The organism is Hydrogenophaga laconesensis (genome assembly GCF_031457235.1).
In the GTDB taxonomy this organism is placed as follows: Bacteria; Pseudomonadota; Gammaproteobacteria; order Burkholderiales; family Burkholderiaceae_C; genus Hydrogenophaga; species Hydrogenophaga laconesensis.
In genome coordinates this window covers 106,660-131,138 of sequence record NZ_JAVDWE010000001.1, presented here as the reverse complement: position 1 = coordinate 131,138, position 24,479 = coordinate 106,660, and the positions used below count along the sequence as shown (strand labels likewise).

Sequence of the window (24,479 nt, the reverse complement as noted above, 5' to 3'; positions counted from 1 at the left end):
GGAAGATCCGGAAATCTCTCCCCCAAGGGCTGCCCATGATAGGCGTCAGGCAACACCCCAGGAGACCAGCATGACATCGGGCAAGAACCCCTCCACGGACTGGCTGGAAACCGCCCAGCAGTTCCAGCAGAACCTCGTGCAGCAATGGACACAGATGGCCCAGGCCCTTCCGGGTGCGGTGGCGGGTGCGCAGGCTGGCGCCAGTGATCCCTTCGCGGCCTTCAAGGCCTTCATGCCACAGGGCGGCGCGGCCAACCCCTTCGGCATGCCCATGCCGTCCGCCGGCGCAGCGTTTCCCGGCATGCCCGCGCTGGGCGAGATGTTCAGCCAGGCGAACAACGGCCAGCAGGTCAGCTTCGACCCGGCGCAGCTGTTGGAGATCCAGAACAATTACCTGAAGGAAATCGCAGGCCTGTGGAACCAGGGCCCGAATGTGAAGCCCGGTGGCGACCGTCGCTTCGCATCGGAAGCCTGGAGCAGCAACCCGATGGCCGCCTTTGCCGCTGCCGCCTACCTGCTCAACGCGCGCACGCTCATGGCGATGGCCGATGCCGTGCAGGGCGATGCCAAGACGCGAACGCGCGTTCGTTTTGCCGTGCAGCAGTGGATCGACGCCAGTGCACCCAGCAACTTCCTGGCCTTCAACGCCGAAGCCCAGAAGAAGGCCATCGACACCCAGGGCGAGAGCATCGCCAAGGGCATGGCCAACCTGCTGCACGACATGAAGCAGGGCCACGTTTCCATGACGGACGAGAGCGTGTTCGAGGTCGGCAAGAACGTGGCCACCACCGAAGGCGCGGTGGTGTTCGAGAACGAGCTGTTCCAGCTGATCGAATACAAGCCGCTCACCGCCAAGGTGTACGAACGTCCCTTCCTGCTGGTGCCGCCCTGCATCAACAAGTTCTACATCCTCGATCTGCAACCCGAGAACTCGCTGATCCGTTACTGTGTGGAACAGGGGCACCGCACCTTTGTGGTGAGCTGGCGCAATCCCGACGAATCGCTGTCACACAAGACGTGGGACGACTACATCGAGGACGCGGTCATCAAGGCGATCGGCGTCACGCAGGACATCACCGGCGCCGAGACCATCAACGCCCTGGGCTTCTGCGTAGGCGGCACCATGCTCGGTACCGCGCTGGCCGTGCTGGCCGCGCGTGGTGATGAGCCGGTGCACAGTGTGACCCTGCTCACCACGCTGCTGGACTTCACCGACACGGGCATCCTGGACGTGTTCATCGACGAGAACTTCGTGAAGTTCCGCGAGATGCAGTTCTCCGACGGCGGCCTGATGCCCGGTCGCGATCTCGCGACCACCTTCAGCTTCCTGCGACCGAACGACCTGGTGTGGAACTATGTGGTGGGCAACTACCTCAAGGGCGAGACGCCGCCCCCGTTCGACCTGCTCTACTGGAACTCCGACAGCACCAACCTGCCCGGGCCTTACTACGCGTGGTACCTGCGGCAGATGTACCTGGAGAACAACCTGGTCAAGCCAGGCAAGACCACGGTGTGCGGCGAGAAGATCGACTTCCGCCAGGTGAAGCTGCCGGTTTACATCTACGGCTCGCGCGAGGACCACATCGTGCCCATCGGCGGCGCGTACGGCAGCACGCAGATCTTCCCTGGCAAGAAGCGCTTTGTCATGGGCGCTTCGGGTCACATCGCGGGCGTGATCAATCCCGCTTCCAAGAACAAGCGCAGCCACTGGATCGGCCCTGCCGGCAAGTTCCCGTCCGACGTGAAGGACTGGATCGCCAGCGCGACCGAGCACCCCGGCAGCTGGTGGACCGACTGGTCCGCCTGGCTCAAGCCGCTGGCTGGCAAGCAAATTGCTGCACCGAAAACGTACGGGAAAGCCAGACGCTATGCGGCCATCGAGCCGGCGCCTGGCCGCTACGTCAAGGCAAAAGCCTGATGAAACACCCCCGCAGCGCTTCGCGCTATCCCCTCCAGGGGGCGGCATCCGAGGCCTGGCAAAGCCGGGTTCTCGATGTCCCTGGAAAGGAGTGCGTCGGACGCTCGCTCATTTTTTGACTTCACCAAGGAGACATCGCATGGAAGACATCGTCATCGTTTCAGCCGCCCGCACCGCCGTGGGCAAGTTCGGCGGCTCGCTCGCCAAGACGCCGGCCACCGAGCTGGGCAGCATCGTCATCAAGGCGCTGCTGGAGCGCACGGGCCTGCCGGCCGACGCCATCGGCGAGGTGATCATGGGCCAGGTGCTGGCGGCGGGTGTGGGCCAGAACCCGGCGCGCCAGGCCATGATGAAGGCGGGTGTGGCCAAGGAAACCCCGGCGCTCACCATCAACGCGGTCTGCGGCTCGGGCCTCAAGGCCGTGATGCTGGCGGCGCAGGCCGTGGCCTGGGGCGACAGCGAGATCGTGATCGCCGGTGGCCAGGAGAACATGAGTGCCTCGCCGCACGTGCTCAATGGCAGCCGCGACGGCCAGCGCATGGGCGACTGGAAGATGACCGACACCATGATCGTCGACGGCCTCTGGGACGTCTACAACCAGTACCACATGGGCATCACCGCCGAGAACGTGGCCAAGGAACACGGTATCAGCCGCGATGCGCAGGACGCGCTGGCGCTGGCCAGCCAGCAGAAGGCCGCCGCCGCTCAGGACGCCGGCAAGTTCAAGGACGAGATCGTCGGTGTGAGCATTCCGCAGCGCAAGGGCGATCCGCTGGTGTTCGACACCGACGAGTTCATCAACAAGAAGACCAGCGCCGAAGCCCTGGCTGGCCTGCGGCCCGCGTTCGACAAGGCCGGCTCCGTCACGGCGGGCAATGCGTCGGGTATCAACGATGGCGCGGCCGCCGTGATGGTGATGAGCGCCAAGAAGGCAGCATCCCTGGGCCTCAAGCCGCTGGCGCGCATCGCTGCGTTCGGCACCAGCGGCCTGGACCCGGCCACGATGGGCATGGGGCCCGTGCCCGCATCGAAGAAGGCGCTGGCCCGTGCGGGATGGAAGACCAGCGATGTTGACCTGTTCGAGCTCAACGAAGCCTTTGCTGCCCAGGCCTGCGCCGTCAACAAGGCGCTGGACATCGACCCAGCCCGTGTCAACGTCAACGGCGGCGCCATCGCCATCGGGCATCCCATTGGCGCCTCCGGCTGCCGCATCCTCGTCACCTTGCTCAACGAAATGCAGCGCCGCGATGCGAGGAAGGGGCTCGCCGCGTTGTGCATCGGTGGTGGCATGGGGGTTTCCCTCGCGGTCGAACGCTGAATTCACGGTTAAATCGGAACGCATCACAACATCGCCAGAAGGCACAAGGAGCACAAGAAATGAGCAAGAAAGTCGCGTACGTCACAGGCGGCATGGGTGGCATCGGTACCGCCATCTGCCAGCGCCTGCACAAGGAAGGTTTCACGGTTATCGCGGGCTGCGGCCCCACGCGCGACTACAACAAGTGGCTCGACGAACAGAAGGCACAGGGTTACACCTTCCACGCCTCCGTCGGCAATGTGGGCGACTGGGATTCCACCGTCGAGGCCTTCACCAAGACCAAGGCCGAGCACGGCACCATCGACGTGCTGGTGAACAACGCCGGCATCACGCGCGATCGCATGTTCCTCAAGATGTCGCGCGACGACTGGGACGCCGTGATCGAGACCAACCTGAACTCCATGTTCAACGTGACCAAGCAGGTCGTGGCCGACATGGTGGAAAAGGGCTGGGGCCGCATCATCAACATCTCGTCGGTCAACGGCGAGAAAGGCCAGGCCGGTCAGACCAACTACTCGGCCGCCAAGGCGGGCATGCACGGTTTCTCGATGGCGCTGGCGCAGGAGCTGGCCACAAAGGGCGTGACGGTCAACACCGTGAGCCCAGGTTACATCGGGACCGACATGGTCAAGGCCATCCGCCCTGACGTGCTGGAGAAGATCGTGGCCACCGTGCCGGTCAAGCGCCTGGGCGAACCGAGCGAGATCGCTTCGATCATCGCGTGGCTGGCCAGCGAGGAGGGCGGCTATGCCACCGGTGCCGACTTCTCCGTCAACGGAGGCCTGCACATGGGCTGAAGCGGCTCTCCGCTCCGCCTGCACGACAACCCGCTTCGGCGGGTTTCTTTTTTGTTTCCGCACGGTGAATCGGGGTGCTGGTGTAAATTCGAACGCACCCACCCATCCCTTCTACCTTTCAGCGCCAGGAGTTTCCGGCCAATGCCCCACAGCATTTCATTGATCAACACCATTGCTGCGGGCCTGGGGCTGGCGCTGATCCTTGGCTTCATTGCAGCCAAGGTCCGTCTGCCCGCGCTGGTGGGTTACCTGCTCGCGGGTGTGATCATCGGGCCGTTCACGCCCGGCTTCGTGGCCGACGCGGAGATCGCCGCACAGCTCGCCGAGATCGGCGTGATGTTGCTGATGTTCGGCGTGGGCCTGCACTTCTCGCTGGAAGACCTGCTCTCGGTGCGCAAGATCGCGCTGCCTGGTGCAGTGGTGCAGATGGCGGTGGCCACGCTCATGGGCATGGCCATGGCCATGTGGTGGTGGGAGTGGAGCCTGGGCGGTGCACTGGTGTTTGGGGTCTCGCTCTCGGTGGCCAGCACAGTGGTGCTGCTGCGCGCGCTGGAGAGCCTGGGGATTCTGGATTCGTTCACCGGTCGCATCGCGGTCGGCTGGCTGGTGGTGGAAGATCTGGCCATGGTGCTCGTGCTGGTGCTGCTGCCACCGCTCGCGGGTTTTCTGGGGGGCAAGGGCTCCGACGGCGACCTCGACTCGATCTGGCGCACGCTGGGTTTCACGCTGTTGCAGGTGGGCGGCTTCGTGGCCCTGATGCTGGTGGTGGGGCGGCGCGTGTTTCCCTGGCTGCTCTGGCAGGTCACGCGCACCGGCTCGCGCGAACTGTTCACGCTGTGTGTGGTGGCCGCAGCGGTGAGCATCGCCTTCGGGTCCGCCGCGCTGTTCGGTGTCTCGTTCGCGCTGGGTGCGTTCTTCGCTGGCATGGTGCTGCGCGAATCCGAGTTCAGCCACCGCGCGGCGGAGGAGTCGCTGCCGCTGCGCGATGCATTTGCCGTGCTGTTTTTCGTGTCGGTGGGCATGCTGTTCAACCCGGCTGTGCTGATCGAGCGTCCGCTGCAAGTGCTGGGTGTGGTGCTCATCATCATCGTGGGCAAGTCGGTGGCCGCCGCCGCGCTTGTGGTGGCCATGCGCTACCCGCTCAACACCGCGCTCACCGTCTCGGCGAGCCTGGCGCAGATCGGTGAGTTCTCGTTCATCCTGGTGGGGCTCGGCGCGTCGCTCGGGCTGCTGCCACCCGAGGGCCAGAGCCTGGTGCTGGCCGGTGCGCTCATCTCCATCGCCACCAACCCGCTGTGGTTCAAGGCCATCAACCCGCTGCAGGGGTGGCTGCGCAAGAACTCCGAGTTCGCCCGCAAACTGGAGCAGCGCGACGACCCGCTGGCCGAACTGCCGATGACCACGCACGAGAAATTCCTCTCTCGCCAGGTGGTGCTGGTGGGCTATGGCCGGGTGGGCCGGCGCATTGCCGCCGCGCTGGAAGAGCAGCACCTGCCCTACGTCGTGGCCGAAGAGAACCGCGACATCGTCGAGCGACTGCGCGAGCGTGGGATTGCCGCTGTGTTCGGCGATGCGGCCGACCCGGCGGTGCTGATCCAGGCCCATATCGCGCGCGCCGGCATGCTCGTGATCGCCACGCCCGACACACTCAACGTCCGCCAGATGATCGCCACTGCGCGCACACTGAACCCGGACATCCAGACCGTGGTGCGCACCCACAGCGAGGAAGAAGCGAGCCTGCTCGAGAAGGAAGTGGCCGGCAAGGTGTTTCTCGGCGAGGAGGAACTGGCGCAGTCGATGACGCGCTACGTGCTGGAGCACTCCCGGGGCGCCGCCACGCACAACCACGGCCACAACGGCGCTCGCGCCGCAGCCTGACGGCAAGGCTGCCCGCTAGAGCGAGGCGAGGTGCACCGCCTCGGCGAGGGTGGCGACGCCGAAGGGCTTCTTCAGGATCGATTTCGCGCCCAGCACGCGGCCCACGTTTTCCATGTCGGCATAACCCGTGGCCAGGATGATGGCAATCCGAGGCCAGGTGGCCTGCACCTGGCGGATCACCTCTGCACCGTTCATGAGCGGCATCACATAGTCCACGATCAGCAGGTCCGGTTGGGTCCGGGTCAGGAATTCGAGGGCGGCGGGGCCATTGTTCACCGAGCTGACTTCGTGGCCCATGACTTCCAGGCTCTGCACGATGGACTGACGCACATCCGGATCGTCTTCGACGACCAGGATGCGCTTGCGCGGTGTGACCGCCATGACAGGAGGCGGTTCGACGAGCACCTTCTCCTGCGATTCGTCCAGCAGCGGAAACAGCAGGTGAATCCGTGTGCCGTCGACCGGACTGCTGTCGATCCGTACCTCGCCGCCCGACTGCCGCGCGAAGCCGTACACCTGTGCCAGGCCCAGGCCCGTTCCGCTGCCCATGGGTTTGGTGGTGAAGAAGGGCTCGAACACCTTTTCCCGGATCGAAGCTGGAATGCCACTGCCGGTGTCGGCCACGGTGAGGCGGATGGCCGGGGCCGTGTTGCGGTCGACCACGGTCGATGCATCAACGGTCGAGATGGTGAGGGTGCCACCGTCCTGCATGGCGTCGCGCGCGTTGAGCGCGAGATTGAGCACTGACATCTCCAGCTGGTTCGGGTCCAGCAGGGCCACGGCGCGGGGGTGCTCCAGCCGGAAATCCAGCTGGATGCGTGAGCCGATGGAGCTGCTGATCAGTTCGCGCATGCCATGGACCTGTGCATTGATGTCCGTGGGCCGGGGCAGCAACGATTGCGTGCGCGCGAATGCCAGCAGCTGGGCGGTGAGCTGGCTGCCGCGTTTGACGGTGCGCTTGGCCACCTCGACCACCTTCACCGCCTGGGGGTTGTCCTCGATGCGCAGCAGGAGGTCGAGGTTGACCCCGATGACGTGCAGCAAGTTGTTGAAGTCGTGGGCGATACCACCCGTGAGGTGACCGACTGCCTCCATTTTCTGCACCTGGAGCAGGGCAGTCTGGGCGCGCTCGCGTTCGGTGATCTCGTTCATGAGGCGGTTGTTGGCGTCCGAGAGCTCGCGCGTGCGACCCTCGATGCGTTTTTCCAGGTCGAGGTTGAGCTGGCCGAACTTGTCCCGCGTGTCGCTCAGTTCCTGCAGCGTTTCTCGCGTCGAGTACTGGCGCGCACGGGCGCGAACGGCGGCCTCGACCGCGCTGCGCAATGTGTCGGGACTCAGGGGGCGCTCGAGCAGGATCACGTTGCCCATCAGGTGCAGTGAAGACAGCGCATTGACGGGCCGCCGTCCGGTGCGCTTGCTCCCCAGCACAACGAAGGGAAGGTCGGACCAGGACGGTTGTGCCCTCAACCAGCCGTCCAGCGGACTGCCCGCAGACACCGTGAACGCCTCTTCCGTGACCACGGCTGCCGCCGCGCCGCGCTGCAACTCCTCCAGCAGCGACTGCGCAGTGCAGACGGTGTGCGTGGGTGCCAGGCCGCTCACCACCTGGCAGACCACCTGCGCATCGCGGCCTTGCGGGGCCATCACCAGGACGCGGGATTCGGTTGACGTCGTCATGTGTCGTCGGTCGAGTCGCCCAGCAACGCAAGGTTTCCGGTGTAGCGCGACACGCCGGCGATGACGCCCTCGAAATCGGTCAGTGCCTCGCCCACTTCCACGCCGCCCGCGCCGAGACGGAACTCATGGATGCTGGTGGCATGCTGGTTCGTGCGGCTCTTGGTGACGGACAGCGCCTTGAGCAGATTGCCCCGACCCTCGAAGTACCGGAACATCACCACCGCATCGCTGAGGTAGCTCAAGTCGATGTCCTGACGCCCCTCCCCCAGAACGCCGTGCTGGCCCAGCACGAGGATGGTCATGATGCCGCGCTGGTTGAGGTAGGTCAGCAACTCGTGCATCTGCAACAGGAGGAACTTGCTGCCCGGCATGGCTTGAAGGTAGGCGTTCAGGCTGTCGATCACGACGGCCTGAACGCCGTCCCTCTCGACGGCCTGCCGCACGCGGGCGGCAAACTCACCGGCCGTCACCTCGGCGGGATCGAGTGCGTTGATGAGCAAATTGCCACGCTCGATCTCTTCAGACAGGCTGTAGCCCAGCGCTTGCGCCCGCGGCAGCAGCGTGCCGAGGCCTTCGTCGAACAGGTAGTAGGCGGCTTTCTCGCCGCGCTGGATCGCTGCGTGCACACAGGCCAGGGCCGTGGTCGTCTTGCCAACGCCCGAGGGACCGATGAACAGCGTGTTGCTGCCCCTTGCCAGCCCGCCGCCCAAAGCGACGTCCAGTGCGTGGTTGCCCGTGCTCACGTTCTCGGCCTTGAAATGGTTGTGGTGCTCGGCCGCCACCAGGCGGGGGAAAACCTGTATGCCACCTGTGTCCAGTTTGAAGTCGTGTTCGCCGCTGCGGAACTTGATGCCGCGGATCTTCGCCACCCGCAGATAGCGCTTGTCGGCACCGTACTGACCCACCACCTGGTGCAGCCAGACCACGCCATGGGCGATGCTGCGCAACTGCATGTCGCCGGTTCTGGCACTCAGGTCGTCCAGCATCAGGACCGTGCAGCCGTGTTGCGCGAAGAAATGTTTGAGCGCCAGCACCTGCCGGCGGTAGCGCAGCGGATCCTGGGCCAGCAGCCGCATTTCCGACAGGCTGTCGAACACCACGCGTTGGGGGCGCATGTTTTCCACCTGTTTCATCACCCCTTGCACCGTCTCGCTGAGTTCCAGCTCGGCGGGGTGGATGATGGATTGCTCCGCATCAGGGCCCAACTCGTTTTCGCCCACCAGTTCGAACACGGTGATGCCAGGTTGGTCGAGGTCCCAGCCATGGGAGCGCGCCACGGTTTTCAGCTCTTTCGCCGTTTCCGAGAGTGTGACGTACAGACCCTTCTCGCCAATTTCCAGACCCGCGAGAAGGAAGTGCAGCCCCAGCGTTGTCTTGCCGGTTCCCGGCTCCCCTTCGAAAAGGTAGAGGTGCCCGCTGGGCAGGCCGCCGTTGAGCACGTTGTCCAGTCCGGAAATGCCGGTGGATGCGCGGGTCTGGCTTGGGTTCGGGGTGTTGTTGTTGGGCATAGGCAGGGCTGCGTAACGAGAAAGTGGGGGGTGTCTCTACCGCGTTGCCGCAGCGGCCTGGTTGATGTCTCGGGCATGGGCTTCCAGGCATTGCGAGAGGAAAACCCCGACGCCGATCGCGTCGCCCGTGGGGGAGCTGCTCAGACTGGTGCGCACGGGGCGTCCGGTCTCACCGCCGGCGCGCACCTGCGAATCCACGGCGCATGTGAACTGGTCGGCGGACGCCAGGCCCTGCTTGTGGCGCACCTCCAGCTTCTCCAGCCCCACGTAGAACGGCTGCGGCCCCTGGTAGCCTGCGGCCACCCAGCTGCGCAAGGCTTCCGTCACCGAGGGCTCCGTCGTGATGATCACCGGCCCGCCATCACCGACGACGCGCTCCGTATCAACTTTCACGTCAGGGCTTGTGCGGGAGTCGATCACTTGCACACCTGCGGCGGCGGTGGATGCGACGGTGGGGGGAAGCAGCGGAACCTTCTGCACGGTGGTGCTGCATCCGGCAAGCGATGTCGCGAGGAGGGCGATGACCGCACACGTGCGGTACTTCATGGGGAGCGGTCGGGTATTCATGCACTTCATTTTGGCCACCGAACCGCGATGGCACCACCCTCGAAGCGTCAATCGGCCTGCTGTCCTACAGGGGCGTGGCAACCCTTCCGACAAGGTCACGGAGGTATGCCCCCAGATACTGCGGTCACTGTCAGACAGAATGTCTCCGAAGCTCTCCCCCTTCCCGAGCTTCTCCTCCGCCAGGAGGTTCCAAACCCGCTTCGGCGGGTTTTCTTTTGTCGGATGGGACAATGTCGGTTTCGCACGTGCCCCGCCCGTGTACGACTGACGACGTCCGAATCTCGTGGAACACATTCCCTCGCACCCACCGCTGAGTCCCTGGCGCCTTTCCGTCGCCCCGATGATGGACTGGACCGACCGGCACTGCCGTTACCTGCACCGCCTGCTCTCGAAGCACACCCTGCTGTACACCGAGATGGTCACCACCGGTGCCATCACGCACGGGAGCGTGCAGCGGCACTTGCGCTTCAACGCCGAGGAACACCCGGTGGCCCTGCAGCTCGGTGGCAGTGAACCGGCCGATCTGGCGCATGCGGCGCGGCTCGGTGAGCAATGGGGTTACGACGAGATCAACCTCAATTGCGGTTGCCCCAGCGAGCGCGTGCAGCGCGGCGCCTTCGGAGCCTGTCTGATGGCCGAGCCGCAGACGGTGGCCGACGGCGTGAAAGCGATGGTGGACGCGGTGTCCATCCCGGTCACGGTCAAGCACCGCATCGGTATCGACAAGGTGGAGAGCTACGACTTCGTGCGCGATTTCGTGGGCACGGTCAGTGAGGCCGGTTGCGAGGTTTTCCTCGTGCATGCGCGCAATGCATGGCTGCAAGGCCTGTCACCGAAAGAGAACCGCGAGATTCCGCCCTTGCGCTACGAACTTGCGCACCGCCTCAAGCGCGACTTTCCGCAGCTCACCTTCGGCGTGAACGGTGGCATCACCACCAATGAACAGATCGCTGATCACCTGCAGCACGTCGACGGCGTGATGGTGGGCCGCGAGGCCTACCACAACCCCTGGCTGCTCACGTCGTGGGACGAGGCCTTCTTCGGCGCGGCACCGTCAACCGCAACCCGGGAAGCGGTCGAGGAGCAGATGGTGACCTACATGGAACGCGCGTTCCAGGAAGACGGCTGCCCCTGGTACGCGATTGCCCGCCACATGCTCGGCCTGCGCCATGGCTTGCGTGGCGCCCGCCGCTGGCGCCAGATCTGGAGCGACCACCGCCTGAAACCCTTGCCCCCGCGCGAGGTGTGGGCCATGGCGCAGGAATACGTGGGTCTGGAAGCCGAAACCACCTGACGACGGAAAGTCGGTTCAGCAGGGTTTAACGGCTCCGGAGCGCGGCCCGCAACGAATGAAACCACCTTAGCCAGAGGCATCAAAGGTCCGGCTCCGCCGGCCCGAGATGCCGTCTCCCCTCCAAGCGCCGAAGGCGCGTCAGAGAGGGGGGAAGCCGCAAAGCGGCGCAGGGGGGTGTTTCAAACAGCCGCTTCGAGACCGCTTTCAAAGTGTTCGCGCATGCGCTGCACCGTGAGCGCCACATCGCGTTGGGTGAGTGCGGCGACGATGGCGCGGTGCTCGGTCAGCGATTCTGCGATGCGGCCGCTCTTGAGCAGCGAGTTGTGCCGGTTGAGCTTCATCACTTTGCGCAGGTCCGCCACCATCTGTTCGCGCCAGCGATTGCGCGCCAGTTCCAGCACACGCATGTGGAACTGCTCGTTGAGGGCGAAAAAACGATCGCGCTCGTTGACCGCCCCCTCAAGCTCCTCGTGCAGCGCCTGGAGGCCGGCCAGTTCCTCATCGGTGGCCTTGATGGCCACCACGCCGGCGGCGTCCGACTCGAGCAGGGCAAGCAGGTGGTAGACGTCGGCCAGGTCTTTCTCTGACACTTCCGTCACGTAGGCGCCACGCCGCACCTTCATCGTGACGAGGCCCTCCGCAGCAAGCACCTTCAATGCCTCGCGCAACGGGGTACGGCTGATGCCGTATTCCTCGGCGATCTTGAGTTCGTCGATCCAGCTGCCGGGTTCGAGCTCGCGGCGGAAGATGCGCTGACGCAGGAGCTCAGCGACTTCTTCGTACAGGGCGCGGGGCGAGAGCGAGAGGGCGGACATGTGTCGGGGGGGGGCAGTGCCATCAGGTAAGACGGTCTGCATTGTAAGTCAGGAAGAATATTTTGCATCAATAATTATGAATGATGTAAGATGCCGGGGGTTTTCCCCATCCACCGAGTTTTCGCCATGAGCCAGAAACCGCCTGAGTTCGCCCCTGTCACCCTGGAAGCCTGGGCCCAGGCCGCCCAAAAATCGGCGCCCGGTGGCGACGTGTCCGCGCTGGACTGGATCACGCCCGATGGCATCCGCGTCAAGCCGCTCTACACCGCAGCCGACACAGCCAGCCTGCCGCACACCAACACACTGCCGGGCTTCGAACCCTTTATCCGTGGGCCGCAGGCCACCATGTACGCGGTGCGGCCCTGGACGATCCGCCAGTACGCGGGTTTTTCCACCGCCGAGGAAAGCAATGCCTTCTACCGCAAGGCGCTGGCCGCTGGTGGGCAGGGCGTGTCCGTCGCCTTCGACCTGGCCACGCACCGCGGCTACGACAGCGACCACCCGCGCGTGACCGGCGACGTGGGCAAGGCCGGTGTGGCCATCGACAGCGTGGAGGACATGAAGATCCTGTTCGACCAGATTCCGCTGGACAAGGTGAGCGTGTCCATGACCATGAACGGCGCCGTGCTGCCGGTGCTGGCGGGCTATGTGGTGGCGGCGGAAGAGCAGGGCGTGGGGCAGGACAAGCTGAGCGGCACCATCCAGAACGACATCCTCAAGGAGTTCATGGTCCGCAACACGTACATCTTCCCGCCCGAGCCGTCGATGAAGATCATTGGCGACATCATCGAGTACACGGCGAAGCACATGCCGAAGTTCAACTCGATCTCGATCTCGGGTTACCACATGCAGGAAGCCGGTGCGAACCAGGCGCTGGAGCTTGCGTTCACGCTGGCCGACGGCAAGGAATACGTGAAGACCGCGATTGCCAAGGGCATGGACGTGGACGACTTCGCCGGCCGCCTCTCGTTCTTCTGGGCGATCGGCATGAACTTCTACCTGGAGATCGCCAAGATGCGCGCCGCCCGCCTGCTGTGGACGCGCATCATGAAGGGCTTCAACGCCAGGAACCCCAAGAGCCTGATGCTGCGCACGCACTGCCAGACTTCGGGCTGGTCGCTCACCGAACAGGACCCGTACAACAACGTGGTGCGCACCACCATCGAGGCGATGGCCGCGGTGTTCGGTGGCACGCAGAGCCTGCACACCAACGCGCTCGACGAAGCCATTGCGCTGCCGACCGAGTTCAGCGCGCGCATTGCGCGCAACACGCAGCTGATCATTCAGGAAGAGACGCACATCACCAATGTGGTGGACCCCTGGGCCGGCAGCTACATGATGGAAAGCCTCACACAGGACATGGCCGACAAGGCCTGGGCCATCATCGAAGAGGTGGAAGCCATGGGTGGCATGACCAAGGCGGTCGACAGCGGCTGGGCCAAGCTCAAGATCGAGGCGGCGGCCGCCGAGAAGCAGGCGCGCATCGACTCCGGCAAGGATGTGATCGTCGGCGTCAACAAATACAAGCTCAAGCAGGAAGACACGGTCGATATTCTGGAAGTAGACAACGTGAAGGTGCGCGAATCGCAGATTGCGCGCCTGAAGCAGATCCGCGCGACGCGTGACGGCGCCAGGGTGCAGGCCGCGCTCGACGCGCTCACCGCTGCAGCCGACAGCGGGGAGGGCAACCTGCTCGATCTTTCGATCCAGGCCATCCGCCTGCGCGCCACGGTGGGCGAGGTGAGCGATGCCCTGGAAAAGGTGTACGGACGCCACCGCGCCGATACGCAAAAGGTGACCGGTGTGTACGCAGCTGCCTACGATTCCGCCGAGGGCTGGGAAGCCCTCAAGACCGAGATCAACGCCTTCGCCGAAGAGCAGGGCCGCCGTCCGCGCGTGATGATCAGCAAGCTCGGCCAGGACGGCCACGACCGGGGCGCCAAGGTGGTGGCCACCGCGTTCGCCGACCTGGGCTTCGACGTGGACATGGGCCCGCTGTTCCAGACACCCGAGGAATGCGCGCGCCAGGCGATCGAGAACGATGTGCACGCAGTGGGCGTGTCCACCCTCGCGGCCGGCCACAAGACGCTGGTGCCGGCCATCATTGCCGAGCTGAAGAAGCAGGGTGCGGACGACATCATCGTGTTCGTGGGCGGTGTGATTCCACGCCAGGATTACGACTTTCTCTACGAGGCCGGGGTGAAGGGCGTCTACGGCCCGGGCACGCCCATTCCCGCCAGCGCCAAGGACGTGCTGGAGCAGATCAGGAAAGCCCAGGGGTGACCCCTCAGGCGCTGCTTGAAGGCATCCTGCGCGGTGGAGCTGCCGTGCAGCGCCGCGCCATGGCCAAGGCGATCACGCTGCTGGAGTCCACCCGAGCGGATCACCGGGCGCAGGGCGATGAATTGCTCACCGCTCTGCTGCCCCACACCGGCAAGGCGCTTCGCCTGGGCATCAGCGGTGTGCCTGGCGTGGGCAAGAGCACGTTCATCGAGGCGCTGGGTCTGTACCTGATCGACAGGGGCCACCGGGTGGCGGTGCTCACCATCGATCCGTCCTCGTCGGTGTCGGGTGGCTCCATCCTCGGCGACAAGACGCGCATGGAAAGGCTCTCGGTGCACGAGCGCGCCTACATCCGCCCTAGCCCGAGCAGCGGCACGCTGGGCGGGGTGGCCGAGAAGACGCGGGAAGCCATGCTCGTGTGCGAAGCCGCGGGGCACGACATCGTGATCGTGGAGACCGTGGGCGTGGGCCAGAGCGAGACGGCGGTGAGTGGCATGACCGACATGTTCGTGCTCATGCAACTGCCCAACGCGGGCGATGATCTGCAGGCGATCAAGAAAGGTGTGATGGAGCTGGCCGACCTGGTCGTCATCAACAAGGCCGATCTGGACCCCGATGCCGCCACGCGCGCCCGCGCGCAGATCACCTCGTCGCTGCGGCTGCTGGGCCTGCATGGCAACCCCGAGCATGCGCACCACGACACCGCCCTCTGGCATCCGCAAGTGATCCAGCTCAGTGCCTTGCAGGGCCGGGGCGTGGATGCTTTCTGGGCCGAGGTCACGCGGTTCCGCGAGGTGCAGACGGGCAACGGCCAGTTGCCCGCACGCCGGCAGCAGCAGGCGCGTGCCTGGATGTGGGAGCGCATCGATGCCGGCCTCAAGCAACGCTTCCGCGCGCACCCGCAGGTGCGCCAGCAACTCGACGACACCACGCGCCAGGTGCTGGCAGGCGAACTGCCGCCGTCCACCGCCGCGCGGCAGCTGCTCGACCTTTTCGACTGATTTGAACGACCGCTCTATTACGGAGAACTTCCATGCAGGACATCCTTGAACAACTCGAACGCAAGCGCGCTGCGGCCCGCCTGGGCGGAGGCGAGAAGCGCATTGCCGCGCAGCATGCCAAGGGCAAGCTCACCGCCCGCGAGCGGCTGGAGGTGCTGCTCGATGAGGGCACCTTCGAAGAATGGGACATGTTCGTCGAGCACCGCTGCACCGATTTCGGCATGCAGGACAACAAGATTCCTGGCGACGGTGTGGTCACCGGCTACGGCATGATCAACGGCCGCCTGGTGTTCGTCTTCAGCCAGGACTTCACCGTGTTCGGTGGCGCGCTGTCCGAAGCCCATGCCGAGAAGATCTGCAAGGTGATGGACCAGGCGATGAAGGTGGGCGCGCCGGTGATCGGCCTCAACGACTCGGGCGGTGCGCGTATCCAGGAGGGGGTGGCCTCGCTCGGTGGTTACGCCGACGTGTTCCAGCGCAATGTGATGGCCAGCGGTGTGGTGCCGCAGATCAGCATGATCATGGGCCCCTCGGCCGGCGGCGCGGTCTACTCGCCCGCCATGACGGACTTCATCTTCATGGTGAAGGACTCGAGCTACATGTTCGTGACCGGCCCCGAGGTGGTGAAGACCGTGACGCACGAGGAAGTGACCTCCGAAGAGCTGGGTGGCGCGGTCACCCACACCACCAAGAGTGGTGTGGCCGATCTCGCGTTCGAGAACGACGTGGAAGCGCTGCTCATGCTGCGCCGGCTCTACAACTACCTGCCACTCAACAACCGCGAAAAGGCGCCGGTGCGCCCCAGTGGCGACCCGCTCGATCGCGTGGAGCTCAGCCTGGACACGCTGGTGCCAGAGAACCCGAACAAGCCCTACGACATGAAGGAGCTCATCCTCAAGACGGTGGACGACGGCGACTTCTTTGAACTGCAGCCGGAGTACGCGAAGAACATCCTGATCGGCTTCGCGCGCATGGACGGCCAGACGGTGGGCATCGTGGCGAACCAGCCGCTGGTGCTGGCGGGCTGCCTGGACATCAAGAGCTCCATCAAGGCCGCGCGCTTTGTGCGCTTCTGCGACGCCTTCAACATTCCTGTGGTGACCTTCGTCGACGTGCCCGGCTTCATGCCTGGCACCTCGCAGGAGTATGGCGGCATCATCAAGCACGGCGCCAAGCTGCTCTACGCCTACGCCGAATGCACGGTGCCCAAGATCACCGTGATCACGCGCAAGGCCTACGGCGGCGCGTACGACGTGATGAGCTCCAAGCACCTGCGAGGCGACGTGAACTTCGCCTGGCCCAACGCCGAGATCGCCGTGATGGGCGCCAAGGGCGCGGTGGAGATCATCTTTCGCGAGGAGAAGAAGGACCCGGCCAAGCTCGCGCAGCGCGAGGCCGAGTACAAGGCCCGCTTCGCCAACCCCTTCGTGGCTGGCGCGCGCGGCTTCATCGACGACGTCATCCTGCCGCACGAGACGCGCAAGCGCATCTGCCGTTCGCTGGTGATGCTCAAGGACAAGAAGCTCGAAAACCCGTGGCGCAAGCACGGCAACATTCCCCTGTGAGCAGGCCCACACCCCCGCCGCACTTCGCGGGTCACTCCCTCAAAGGGGCAGCGCCAGCGGCCGGGCAAAGCCGGTTCCGCGGCATTTCTGGAATGTCGCTCCGGACATGAATCGGTATTGAACAGATTGGAAGAACCATGTTTACCAAGATCCTGATTGCCAACCGTGGCGAGATCGCCTGCCGCGTGATCGCCACCGCCAAGAAGATGGGCATCGCCACCGTGGCGGTGTATTCCGAAGCCGACAAGGAAGCGCGCCATGTGCAGCTGGCCGATGAAGCGGTGTTGCTCGGTCCGGCGCCCTCGCGCGAGTCCTACCTGGTGGCCGACAAGATCATCGAGGCCGCCAAGAAAACCGGCGCGCAGGCGATCCACCCCGGCTACGGCTTTCTCTCGGAAAATGAGGCCTTCGCCAAGCGCGTGGAAGACGAGGGCATGGCCTTCATCGGGCCGCGCCACTTCAGCATCGCGGCCATGGGCGACAAGATCGCTTCGAAGAAGCTGGCGAGCGAGGCGAAGGTCAACACCATTCCGGGCTGGAACGACGCAATCGAGTCCGCGGAGCGCGCGGTCGAGATCGCGAAGGGCATCGGCTACCCGGTGATGATCAAGGCCAGCGCGGGCGGTGGTGGCAAGGGCCTGCGCGTGGCCTACAACGACAAGGAAGCGCTGGAAGGCTTCACGGCCTGCCAGAACGAAGCCCGCAACAGCTTCGGCGACGACCGCATCTTCATCGAGAAGTTCGTGCAGGAGCCGCGCCACATCGAGATCCAGGTGCTGGGCGACTCGCATGGCAACGTGATCTACCTCAACGAGCGCGAATGCTCGATCCAGCGCCGCCACCAGAAGGTGATCGAGGAGGCCCCGTCGCCCTTCATCAGCGAGGCCACGCGCAAGGCCATGGGCGAGCAGGCCGTGGCGCTGGCCAAGGCGGTGAAATACCAGAGCGCGGGCACGGTGGAGTTCGTGGTCGGCAAGGACCAGGACTTCTACTTTCTGGAGATGAACACCCGCCTCCAGGTGGAGCATCCGGTGACCGAATGCATCACCGGGCTGGACCTGGTGGAGCTGATGATCCGCGTGGCGGCCGGTGAGAAGCTGCCACTGGCGCAGGCCGACGTGAAGCGCAACGGCTGGGCCATCGAATGCCGCATCAACGCCGAGGACCCGTTTCGCAACTTCCTGCCCAGCACCGGCCGGCTGGTGCGTTTCACGCCGCCGGCACAGACCATGTTCCAGGCCAACACGACCGATCTGAACGGCGTGCGCGTGGACACGGGCGTGCAGGACGGTGGCGAGATCCCGATGTTCTACGACTCGATGATCGCCAAGCTGATCGTGCATGGCACCGACCGCCTCGACGCGATCGCGAAGATGCGCGAGGCGCTCAACGGTTTCGTGATCCGTGGCATCAGCAGCAACATCCCGTTCCAGGCTGCGCTGCTGGCGCATCCGAAGTTCGTGGCGGGTGATTTCAACACCGGTTTCATCGCCGAGCACTATGGCCAGGGTTTCCGGGCCGAGGACGTGCCGCACAGCGATCCCGATTTCCTCGTCGCCATGGCTGCTTTCGTGCGGCGCAAGTCGCGCGAGCGCGCTGCGGGCCTCTCGGGCCAGTTGCCGGGCTACGGCGTGAAGGTGGGCCACGACTACTCGGTGATCGTGCTCGACGCGAAAGGCGAGCATGTGCGCAAGGCGGTGCACGTGGACGAGGTGGTCGGGCAGATCGGATCGGCGGTGGTCACCGTCGATGGCAAGCGCTACGCCATCTCCAGCCTCTCGCGCCTGAACGACATCTGCGTGACGGGCGCCTGCAACGGCCAGCCCTTCACCGTGCAGATCGAGCGCGGTACGCCGCGCAATCCGCTGGCGCTCGTGGTGCAGCACAATGGCACGCGCATCGAAACCATGGTGGTGTCGCCGCGCATGGCCGAGCTGCACGGGCTCATGCCTTTCAAGGCGCCGGCCGACATGAGCAAGTATGTGCTCTCGCCCATGCCTGGCCTGCTGGTGGACATCGCGGTGCAGCCCGGGCAGAAGGTGCAGGCCGGTGAACGCGTGGCGGTGATCGAGGCCATGAAGATGGAGAACGTGCTGTTCGCCGCCGCCGATGGCACCGTGTCCAAGGTGCTCGCGAACAAGGGCGAGTCGCTGGTGGTGGACCAGCCGATCGTGGAGTTCGCATGATCGAGGTGCTTGGCAAGGAGGCGGTGCGGCCTGTCACGCTGCACAGACCGGCCGCGGCCCCTGCGAACCCGGGCCGCTGGTCGGTGGAAGCCGTGCAGACGCTGCTGGACTTGCCGTTCGACGAGCTGATGTTCCGCGCCCAGACGGTGCACCGCGAGCACTGGCCAGTGCGCGACATCGAACTCGCCACACTGCTGTCGGTCAAGACCGGTGGCTGCCCCGAGAATTGTGGCTATTGCCCCCAGTCGGCGGAGTTCGACACGGGCGTGAAGGCGCAGAAGCTGATGAGCGTGGAAGAGGTGACGCAGGCCGCCCTGGCCGCGCGGGACGCGGGTGCCACGCGTTTCTGCATGGGCGCGGCCTGGCGAGCACCCAAGGACCGGGACATCGAGAAGGTGGCCGAACTGATCCGGGCCGTGAAGGGGCTGGGCATGCAGTCGTGTGCCACGCTGGGCATGCTGGAGTCGCACCAGGCGCAGGCGCTGCGCGACGCGGGCCTGGACTACTACAACCACAACCTCGACACCGCGCCCGAGTACTACGGCGACATCGTCGACACGCGCACCTACCAGGACCGGCTCGACACGCTGGCCCACGTGCGTTCGGCTGGCATCAGCGTGTGCTGCGGCGGCATCGTGGGCATGGGCGAAGCGCCCGTGCACCGCGCCGGCCTGCTGGCGCAACTGGCCAACCTGGAGCCGTATCCCGAGTCGGTGCCGATCAACAGCCTGGTGCGTGTGCCGGGCACGCCGCTGGCCGACAGCGACCCCATCGACCCACTGGATTTCGTGCGCGTGATCGCCGTGGCACGCATCCTCATGCCGAAGGCCCGTGTGCGCCTGTCGGCGGGTCGCCAGCAACTGGGCGAGCCGGTGCAGGCCCTGTGTTTCCTGGCCGGTGCCAACTCGATCTTCTACGGCGACAAACTGCTGGTGACCGGCAACCCCGACGCGGACGCTGACCGGCGCCTGCTGGACAAGCTGGGCTACTCCACGCGCCAGGTTTCCGTGCAACAGGAGGAGCACGCATGAGCCATCCACGTCCTTTCAAGGTGCTGGGTATCCAGCAGATCGCCATTGGGGGGCCCGACAAGCTGCGCCTGCGCAAGCTCTGGGTCGACATGCTGGGCCTGGAAGTCACGGGCACCTTCCGCAGCGAGCGCGAGAACGTCGATGAGGACATCTGTGCGATGGGCAGCGGGCCGTTCAAGGTCGAGGTGGATCTGATGCAACCGCTGGACCCCGAAAAGAAGCCAGCCGTCCATGCCACGCCGCTCAACCACGTGGGCCTGTGGATCGATGACCTGCCTGCCGCCGTGGAATGGCTGAGCGCGCAGGGTGTTCGCTTTGCGCCCGGCGGTATCCGCAAGGGCGCCGCCGGGTTCGACATCACCTTCCTCCACCCCAGGGGCAACGAGGAGTTCCCTATTGGTGGCGAGGGCGTGCTGGTGGAACTCGTGCAGGCGCCGCCCGAGGTGGTGAGCGCCTTCGCCCGCCTGGCCGGCCAGCCTCGCTGAGAGACCGCTGACGCGACGAACGACAGAGCAGGGCGCCTTTTCCTGCCTTGTTCGGCCCACTGGCGATGGGTCGGCGAATTTAATCTTGTGGCCTGTGGGGGCTGTGCCGATGGTGGCGCCGCCCATACCGCCTCAGTCGCAGGAGTTCGCCATGAACCCGTTCCCCGGCCAGCCATCGAAAGACCTCTCCAGTCCGTCCGCCACTTCCTGGCACGGACGAGACATGTCGCCTGCGTGGCCGGAGGAGCTGCTGGAGTCCTTCTGCCTGCGCATGTCCACCCAGGGCATGTGCGTGAGCCGGGCGCTGATGATCTGCGACCGCCGCTATGCGCTGGAGCAGCTCTCGCACGCCCACAACATGGCCGACGACACCTTGCGGCTGATGGCCGTGCAATTGTTCCGGCATTTCGAGGCGCGGCAGTCCGGCATCGTCGGCATGCATTGAGCACCGGGGGTTTCCCCGGCTCAAGCCGGTGGCCCCCTCACCGATAAGACAGCATCCAACTCGAGGAGCGGTAACCCCATGTCCGGATTCCATCCCCTGTCTCCCGGCATCGCATTGATGCGCCGCGTGCGCCTGCGCGGCAAACTCCTGCTGCTGGCGGCCTCGGCGGTTCTGCCTCTGTTGTTGACATGGGCCCTGCACGCTGCTGGCAGCCTGCAAGGCAGTGCCCTTGCGCTCCCCCTGGTGAGTCTGGGCGCACTGGCGTATCTGATGCTGTCGTTCTACGCCAGCTTCACCGCGGACTTCCGCCAATTGCTTGCGGTGATGGAGCAGACCGTCTCGGGCAACCTGCAGTCCTCCATCCGGCTCACGGGCCGTGACGAACTGGCCGAGCTCGCCCGCCTGCTCGACCGCACGATCGGCAACCTGTCGTCCATGGTGGCCGAGGTGCGCAGCAACTCCGCGCTGGTGGCGCACGCGGGCAAGAGCCTGGCCACCGGTAACCGCGATCTGGCCGACCGCACCGAACAGCAGGCCGCCAACCTGGAGCAGACCGCGGCCAGCGTGCACGAGCTCTCCAGCGCCGTGCAGCAGAACGCGCGCACGGCGGGTGAATCCGATCAACAGGCCGCCCAGGTGCGCGATGTCGCCGAATCGGGCGCGAAGTTCATGGGGCAGGCCGTCGAGTCCGTGGAAGGCATCCAGAAGAGCGCGCAGCAGATGAACGAGATCATCGGCGTCATCGACAGCATCGCGTTCCAGACCAACATCCTGGCGCTGAACGCGGCGGTGGAGGCCGCGCGTGCCGGCGAACAGGGGCGCGGCTTCGCCGTCGTGGCGGCCGAGGTGCGCACGCTGGCGCAGCGCTCGTCTGCCTCGGCGCGGGAGATCCGCGAACTCATCGAGGCTTCGCGCAGCCAGGTGGAGGCGGGCGTGGCCCAGATCCGCACGGCAGGCAGCAGCATCGGCCAGATCGTCAACGGCGTGCGTGGCGTGGCCGCCAACATGTCGCTGATTTCGGCGTCCAGCGCCGAGCAGAGCACGGGCCTGAACGAGATTTCTTCGGCCGTGACCCAGCTCGACCAGATCACCCAGCGCAACGCGCAGATGGTGGAGCGCGCGGTGACGCAGGCCAACCAGCTGGAGCAACGGGCCGCGCACCTGTCCAAGGCCGTGTCGTCCTTCATGCTGCAGCAGGGCACGGCCGAAGAGGCCATGCAACTGGTGAGTCGCGCCATGGCCCGCCGCAGGCAGGGCAGCCGCGAGGCCTTCGCACGCGAGATCACCGAACCGTCCAATGGCTTCCACGACCGCGACATGTACGTGTTCGCGCTCGATGGCACGGGTGTGTACCGTGCTTTCGGTGGCAAGCCGGAGAAGGTGGGCAGCCGCGTGCAGGACATTCCCGGGGTAGACGGTCAGGCCCTGCTCAACGCCATCGTGGCGCAGGGCGAAGTGGGCGAGGGCTGGGTGGAGTACGACATTGCCAATCCCGTGACCGGCGCCATCCAGGCCAAGATGTCCTACGTGGTGAAGATCGACGACCTCTACGTGGGCTGCGGTGTCTACAAGACCGCTGCCGCACGGCAGGTGGCCTGAGCGCCCGGCCTCATTCCGTGGATGGCCCGCGCCGGGCGCGGGAACGGGCCAGCACTGCCTCGATCACCGCGCGCTTCTTGTCCAGCACCGCGTCGTCGGTGATTTTCGATTGCGCGGCCAGATCGGCCAGCTTGTCCGCCGCTTTGGCTTGCAGACGCGCGTCGTGCTCTTTCTTTTCTTTCTCCAGCCGCTGCAGCCGGTGGTCGTAGCGCTGCCGGCCCTGTTGTGCCTGCTCGACGGTCCATGCGGCCCAGCCGGTGCGCTCGCCACTGACGATGTCCAGTGAAATGCAGTCCACCGGGCACACGGGTATGCACAGCTCGCACCCGGTGCAGTAAGGCTCCACGACGGTGTGCATGCGCTTGTGGATCCCGACGATGGCGTCGGTGGGGCAGGCCTGGATACAGAGCGTGCAACCGATGCACCAGTCCTCGTCGATGACGGCCACCGTCAGCGGACCTTCGATGCCGTAGGTGGGGTCCAGCGGGCGCACGGGCTGGCCGGTCAGCGCGGCCAGGCGTTCAATACCCTCGGCGCCGCCGGGCGGGCACTGGTTGATGCCGGCGTCACCCGCCGCGATGGCCTGCGCGTAGCTGGCGCAGTCCGGGTAACCGCAGCGGGTGCACTGCGTCTGCGGCAGGGCGGCGTCGATGCGCCGGGCGAGGTCGTTCATGCCGACGAATATACCGGCGCCGTCGTGGCACCAAAGAAGCGCGCTGCTCAGGCTCTGGCGGTCTTGCGGGCGGCTGCCTTGCGCGCGGGAGCAGGGGTCTTTGCCACGGGTTTGCGTGGTGCGGTCTTGACGGCCTTGGCCGCAGGCTTCGCCGTCGCCTTCACTCCAGCGGTAGGCTGGTGGGCCGCGATGAAGCTCTTGACCACAGGGTGCACCATGTCGCGCCAGCGCCTGCCGCTGAAGATGCCGTAGTGGCCGGCGCCCTGCGCCTCGTAGTGCATCTGGTGTGACTTGGCGATGCCGGAACACAGGTCGTGCGCCGCCGCAGTCTGGCCCGAGCCGGAGATGTCGTCGAGTTCGCCTTCGACGGTGAGCAGGGCGGTGCGCGTGATGTCCTGCGGGCGTACGCGCTCGAGTTCACCCTGTTCGTTCCTCACGTCCCAGGTGCCATGGACAAGTTTGAACTCCTGGAACACGGTCTCGATGGTCTCGAGGTAATAGTCGGCGTCCATGTCGAGCACGGCGTTGTACTCGTCGTAGAACTTGCGGTGGCTCTCGGCGCTGGAATTGTCGCCCTTGATGAGGTCCTTGAAATAGTCGTAGTGGCTCGATGCGTGGCGGTCCGGATTCATGGCCACGAAGCCCGTGTGCTGCAGGAACCCGGGATACACGCGGCGCCCCGCGCCCGGAAAGCTGTCCGGCACGCGGTAGATCACATTGTTCTCGAACCACTCGTGGCTGCGCTGGGTGGCCAGGTTGTTCACGGCGGTCGGCGATTTACGCGCATCGATCGGGCCGCCCATCATCGTCATGGACAGGGGCGTGGTCTCGCCCCTGCTGGCCATGAGCGAGACGGCCGCGAGCACCGGCACGGTGGGCTGGCAGACGCTCATCACATGGCAGTTGCCGTAGGCCTTCTGCAGGTGGCGGATGAATTCCTGCACGTAGTTGACGTAGTCGTCGAGGTGGAACTCACCGTCTGCCAGCGGCACGAGGCGGGCATTTTTCCAGTCGGTGATGTAGACCTTGTGGTCCTTGAGCATGGTCCGCACCGTGTCGCGCAGCAGCGTCGCGTAGTGACCCGAAAGCGGTGCCACGATCAACACCACGGGCTGGCTCTTGAGTTTGGCCAGCGTCTGGGTGTCGTCGGTGAAGCGCTTGAAGCGGCGCAGTTCGCAGAACGGTTTGTCGATTTCGACATGCTCGTGGATCACCACGTCCACACCATCCACGTCCACCGTGCGGATGCCGAACACCGGCTTCTCGTAGTCCTTGCCCAGGCGGTGCAGCAGGTCGTAACCCGCCGAGATGCGTTGTGCGCCAGGCAACTGTGCCAGCGGCAGCATCGGGTTCGTGAACATCCGCGACGCCACCTCTGCAAGGTCGGCGAACGGTTCCATGATCGAGCGCTGGGTTTCGTAGATCTGGTACAGCATGGG

General features: G+C 65.3%; 19 protein-coding genes. 13 read left to right on the top strand and 6 right to left on the bottom strand.

The window, feature by feature from the left end:
• The first annotated feature begins 70 nt into the window (after positions 1 to 70).
• From J2X09_RS00580 to J2X09_RS00565, 4 genes are all read left to right on the top strand, one after another.
• Positions 71 to 1,918, top strand: coding sequence for a PHA/PHB synthase family protein (locus J2X09_RS00580; protein WP_310306989.1), 1,848 nt, complete (start codon positions 71 to 73; stop codon positions 1,916 to 1,918).
• 139 nt (positions 1,919 to 2,057) lie between these two features.
• Positions 2,058 to 3,236, top strand: a complete 1,179-nt coding sequence (locus J2X09_RS00575) for an acetyl-CoA C-acetyltransferase (RefSeq protein WP_204731410.1) — start codon at positions 2,058 to 2,060, stop codon at positions 3,234 to 3,236.
• 59 nt (positions 3,237 to 3,295) lie between these two features.
• Complete coding sequence (phbB, locus tag J2X09_RS00570) at positions 3,296 to 4,033, top strand: acetoacetyl-CoA reductase (RefSeq protein ID WP_204731409.1); 738 nt, start codon at positions 3,296 to 3,298, stop codon at positions 4,031 to 4,033.
• A 141-nt stretch (positions 4,034 to 4,174) separates the two neighbouring features.
• A complete protein-coding gene (locus J2X09_RS00565; RefSeq protein WP_204731408.1) occupies positions 4,175 to 5,911 on the top strand; it encodes a cation:proton antiporter domain-containing protein in 1,737 nt (578 codons plus the stop codon).
• A 15-nt stretch (positions 5,912 to 5,926) separates the two neighbouring features.
• On the opposite strand, the gene J2X09_RS00560 is transcribed toward J2X09_RS00565, so the two are convergent.
• From J2X09_RS00560 to J2X09_RS00550, 3 genes are read right to left on the bottom strand one after another with little or no spacing between them, the layout of a single operon-like run.
• Positions 5,927 to 7,588, bottom strand: coding sequence for a response regulator (locus J2X09_RS00560; protein ID WP_204731407.1), 1,662 nt, complete (start codon positions 7,586 to 7,588; stop codon positions 5,927 to 5,929).
• Entirely contained in the window at positions 7,585 to 9,096 is a 1,512-nt protein-coding gene (locus J2X09_RS00555; RefSeq protein ID WP_204731406.1) for an ATPase domain-containing protein, read from the bottom strand. Before J2X09_RS00555 ends, J2X09_RS00560 begins: the two co-directional genes overlap by 4 nt.
• 36 nt (positions 9,097 to 9,132) lie before the next feature.
• Complete coding sequence (locus J2X09_RS00550; RefSeq protein ID WP_310306973.1) at positions 9,133 to 9,663, bottom strand: YajG family lipoprotein; 531 nt, start codon at positions 9,661 to 9,663, stop codon at positions 9,133 to 9,135.
• Positions 9,664 to 9,946: 283 nt separating this feature from the next.
• On the opposite strand from J2X09_RS00550, the gene dusA reads away from it, so the two are divergent.
• Positions 9,947 to 10,957 carry a tRNA dihydrouridine(20/20a) synthase DusA gene (dusA, locus tag J2X09_RS00545; protein WP_204731404.1) on the top strand — a complete coding sequence of 337 codons (1,011 nt, stop codon included), beginning with the start codon at positions 9,947 to 9,949 and terminating at the stop codon, positions 10,955 to 10,957.
• Between the two features lie 179 nt (positions 10,958 to 11,136).
• Here dusA and J2X09_RS00540 read toward each other — a convergent pair whose 3' ends face one another.
• Positions 11,137 to 11,772 carry a GntR family transcriptional regulator gene (locus tag J2X09_RS00540; protein ID WP_204731403.1) on the bottom strand — a complete coding sequence of 212 codons (636 nt, stop codon included), beginning with the start codon at positions 11,770 to 11,772 and terminating at the stop codon, positions 11,137 to 11,139.
• A 126-nt stretch (positions 11,773 to 11,898) separates the two neighbouring features.
• Between J2X09_RS00540 and scpA the strand changes: the two genes are divergently transcribed.
• From scpA to J2X09_RS00500, 8 genes are all read left to right on the top strand, one after another.
• Complete coding sequence (gene scpA / locus J2X09_RS00535; protein ID WP_204731402.1) at positions 11,899 to 14,055, top strand: methylmalonyl-CoA mutase; 2,157 nt, start codon at positions 11,899 to 11,901, stop codon at positions 14,053 to 14,055.
• Complete coding sequence (gene meaB, locus J2X09_RS00530) at positions 14,052 to 15,056, top strand: methylmalonyl Co-A mutase-associated GTPase MeaB (RefSeq protein ID WP_204731401.1); 1,005 nt, start codon at positions 14,052 to 14,054, stop codon at positions 15,054 to 15,056. The genes scpA and meaB overlap by 4 nt, the downstream gene beginning before the upstream one ends.
• A 32-nt stretch (positions 15,057 to 15,088) precedes the next feature.
• Positions 15,089 to 16,621 carry an acyl-CoA carboxylase subunit beta gene (locus J2X09_RS00525; RefSeq protein WP_204731400.1) on the top strand — a complete coding sequence of 511 codons (1,533 nt, stop codon included), beginning with the start codon at positions 15,089 to 15,091 and terminating at the stop codon, positions 16,619 to 16,621.
• Positions 16,622 to 16,758: 137 nt separating this feature from the next.
• A complete protein-coding gene (locus J2X09_RS00520) occupies positions 16,759 to 18,807 on the top strand; it encodes an acetyl-CoA carboxylase biotin carboxylase subunit (protein ID WP_204731399.1) in 2,049 nt (682 codons plus the stop codon).
• Positions 18,804 to 19,838, top strand: a complete 1,035-nt coding sequence (gene bioB, locus J2X09_RS00515) for a biotin synthase BioB (protein ID WP_204731398.1) — start codon at positions 18,804 to 18,806, stop codon at positions 19,836 to 19,838. Before J2X09_RS00520 ends, bioB begins: the two co-directional genes overlap by 4 nt.
• Positions 19,835 to 20,323, top strand: a complete 489-nt coding sequence (locus J2X09_RS00510; protein WP_204731397.1) for a VOC family protein — start codon at positions 19,835 to 19,837, stop codon at positions 20,321 to 20,323. The genes bioB and J2X09_RS00510 overlap by 4 nt, the downstream gene beginning before the upstream one ends.
• Before the next feature lie 151 nt (positions 20,324 to 20,474).
• On the top strand, positions 20,475 to 20,768 hold the full coding sequence (locus tag J2X09_RS00505) for a hypothetical protein (protein WP_204731396.1): 294 nt from the start codon (positions 20,475 to 20,477) through the stop codon (positions 20,766 to 20,768).
• Between the two features lie 78 nt (positions 20,769 to 20,846).
• Positions 20,847 to 22,367 carry a methyl-accepting chemotaxis protein gene (locus tag J2X09_RS00500; protein ID WP_204731395.1) on the top strand — a complete coding sequence of 507 codons (1,521 nt, stop codon included), beginning with the start codon at positions 20,847 to 20,849 and terminating at the stop codon, positions 22,365 to 22,367.
• Between the two features lie 10 nt (positions 22,368 to 22,377).
• On the opposite strand, the gene rsxB is transcribed toward J2X09_RS00500, so the two are convergent.
• Positions 22,378 to 23,040: an electron transport complex subunit RsxB gene (gene rsxB / locus J2X09_RS00495; RefSeq protein ID WP_204731394.1), complete on the bottom strand. Its 663-nt coding sequence runs from the start codon at positions 23,038 to 23,040 to the stop codon at positions 22,378 to 22,380.
• Between the two features lie 47 nt (positions 23,041 to 23,087).
• Complete coding sequence (locus J2X09_RS00490; protein ID WP_204731393.1) at positions 23,088 to 24,476, bottom strand: polyhydroxyalkanoate depolymerase; 1,389 nt, start codon at positions 24,474 to 24,476, stop codon at positions 23,088 to 23,090.
• Positions 24,477 to 24,479 lie beyond the last annotated feature (3 nt).

Bases quoted from the DNA above. Each gene is read 5' to 3' on its own strand.
- J2X09_RS00580 (WP_310306989.1), top strand. From the start codon at position 71: ATGACATCGGGCAAGAACCCCTCCACGGACTGGCTGGAAACCGCCCAG.
- J2X09_RS00575 (WP_204731410.1), top strand. From the start codon at position 2,058: ATGGAAGACATCGTCATCGTTTCAGCCGCCCGCACCGCCGTGGGCAAG.
- phbB (WP_204731409.1), top strand. From the start codon at position 3,296: ATGAGCAAGAAAGTCGCGTACGTCACAGGCGGCATGGGTGGCATCGGT.
- J2X09_RS00565 (WP_204731408.1), top strand. From the start codon at position 4,175: ATGCCCCACAGCATTTCATTGATCAACACCATTGCTGCGGGCCTGGGG.
- J2X09_RS00560 (WP_204731407.1), bottom strand. From the start codon at position 7,588: ATGACGACGTCAACCGAATCCCGCGTCCTGGTGATGGCCCCGCAAGGC.
- J2X09_RS00555 (WP_204731406.1), bottom strand. From the start codon at position 9,096: ATGCCCAACAACAACACCCCGAACCCAAGCCAGACCCGCGCATCCACC.
- J2X09_RS00550 (WP_310306973.1), bottom strand. From the start codon at position 9,663: ATGAATACCCGACCGCTCCCCATGAAGTACCGCACGTGTGCGGTCATC.
- J2X09_RS00540 (WP_204731403.1), bottom strand. From the start codon at position 11,772: ATGTCCGCCCTCTCGCTCTCGCCCCGCGCCCTGTACGAAGAAGTCGCT.
- scpA (WP_204731402.1), top strand. From the start codon at position 11,899: ATGAGCCAGAAACCGCCTGAGTTCGCCCCTGTCACCCTGGAAGCCTGG.
- J2X09_RS00525 (WP_204731400.1), top strand. From the start codon at position 15,089: ATGCAGGACATCCTTGAACAACTCGAACGCAAGCGCGCTGCGGCCCGC.
- J2X09_RS00520 (WP_204731399.1), top strand. From the start codon at position 16,759: ATGTTTACCAAGATCCTGATTGCCAACCGTGGCGAGATCGCCTGCCGC.
- bioB (WP_204731398.1), top strand. From the start codon at position 18,804: ATGATCGAGGTGCTTGGCAAGGAGGCGGTGCGGCCTGTCACGCTGCAC.
- J2X09_RS00510 (WP_204731397.1), top strand. From the start codon at position 19,835: ATGAGCCATCCACGTCCTTTCAAGGTGCTGGGTATCCAGCAGATCGCC.
- J2X09_RS00505 (WP_204731396.1), top strand. From the start codon at position 20,475: ATGAACCCGTTCCCCGGCCAGCCATCGAAAGACCTCTCCAGTCCGTCC.
- J2X09_RS00500 (WP_204731395.1), top strand. From the start codon at position 20,847: ATGTCCGGATTCCATCCCCTGTCTCCCGGCATCGCATTGATGCGCCGC.
- rsxB (WP_204731394.1), bottom strand. From the start codon at position 23,040: ATGAACGACCTCGCCCGGCGCATCGACGCCGCCCTGCCGCAGACGCAG.
- J2X09_RS00490 (WP_204731393.1), bottom strand. From the start codon at position 24,476: ATGCTGTACCAGATCTACGAAACCCAGCGCTCGATCATGGAACCGTTC.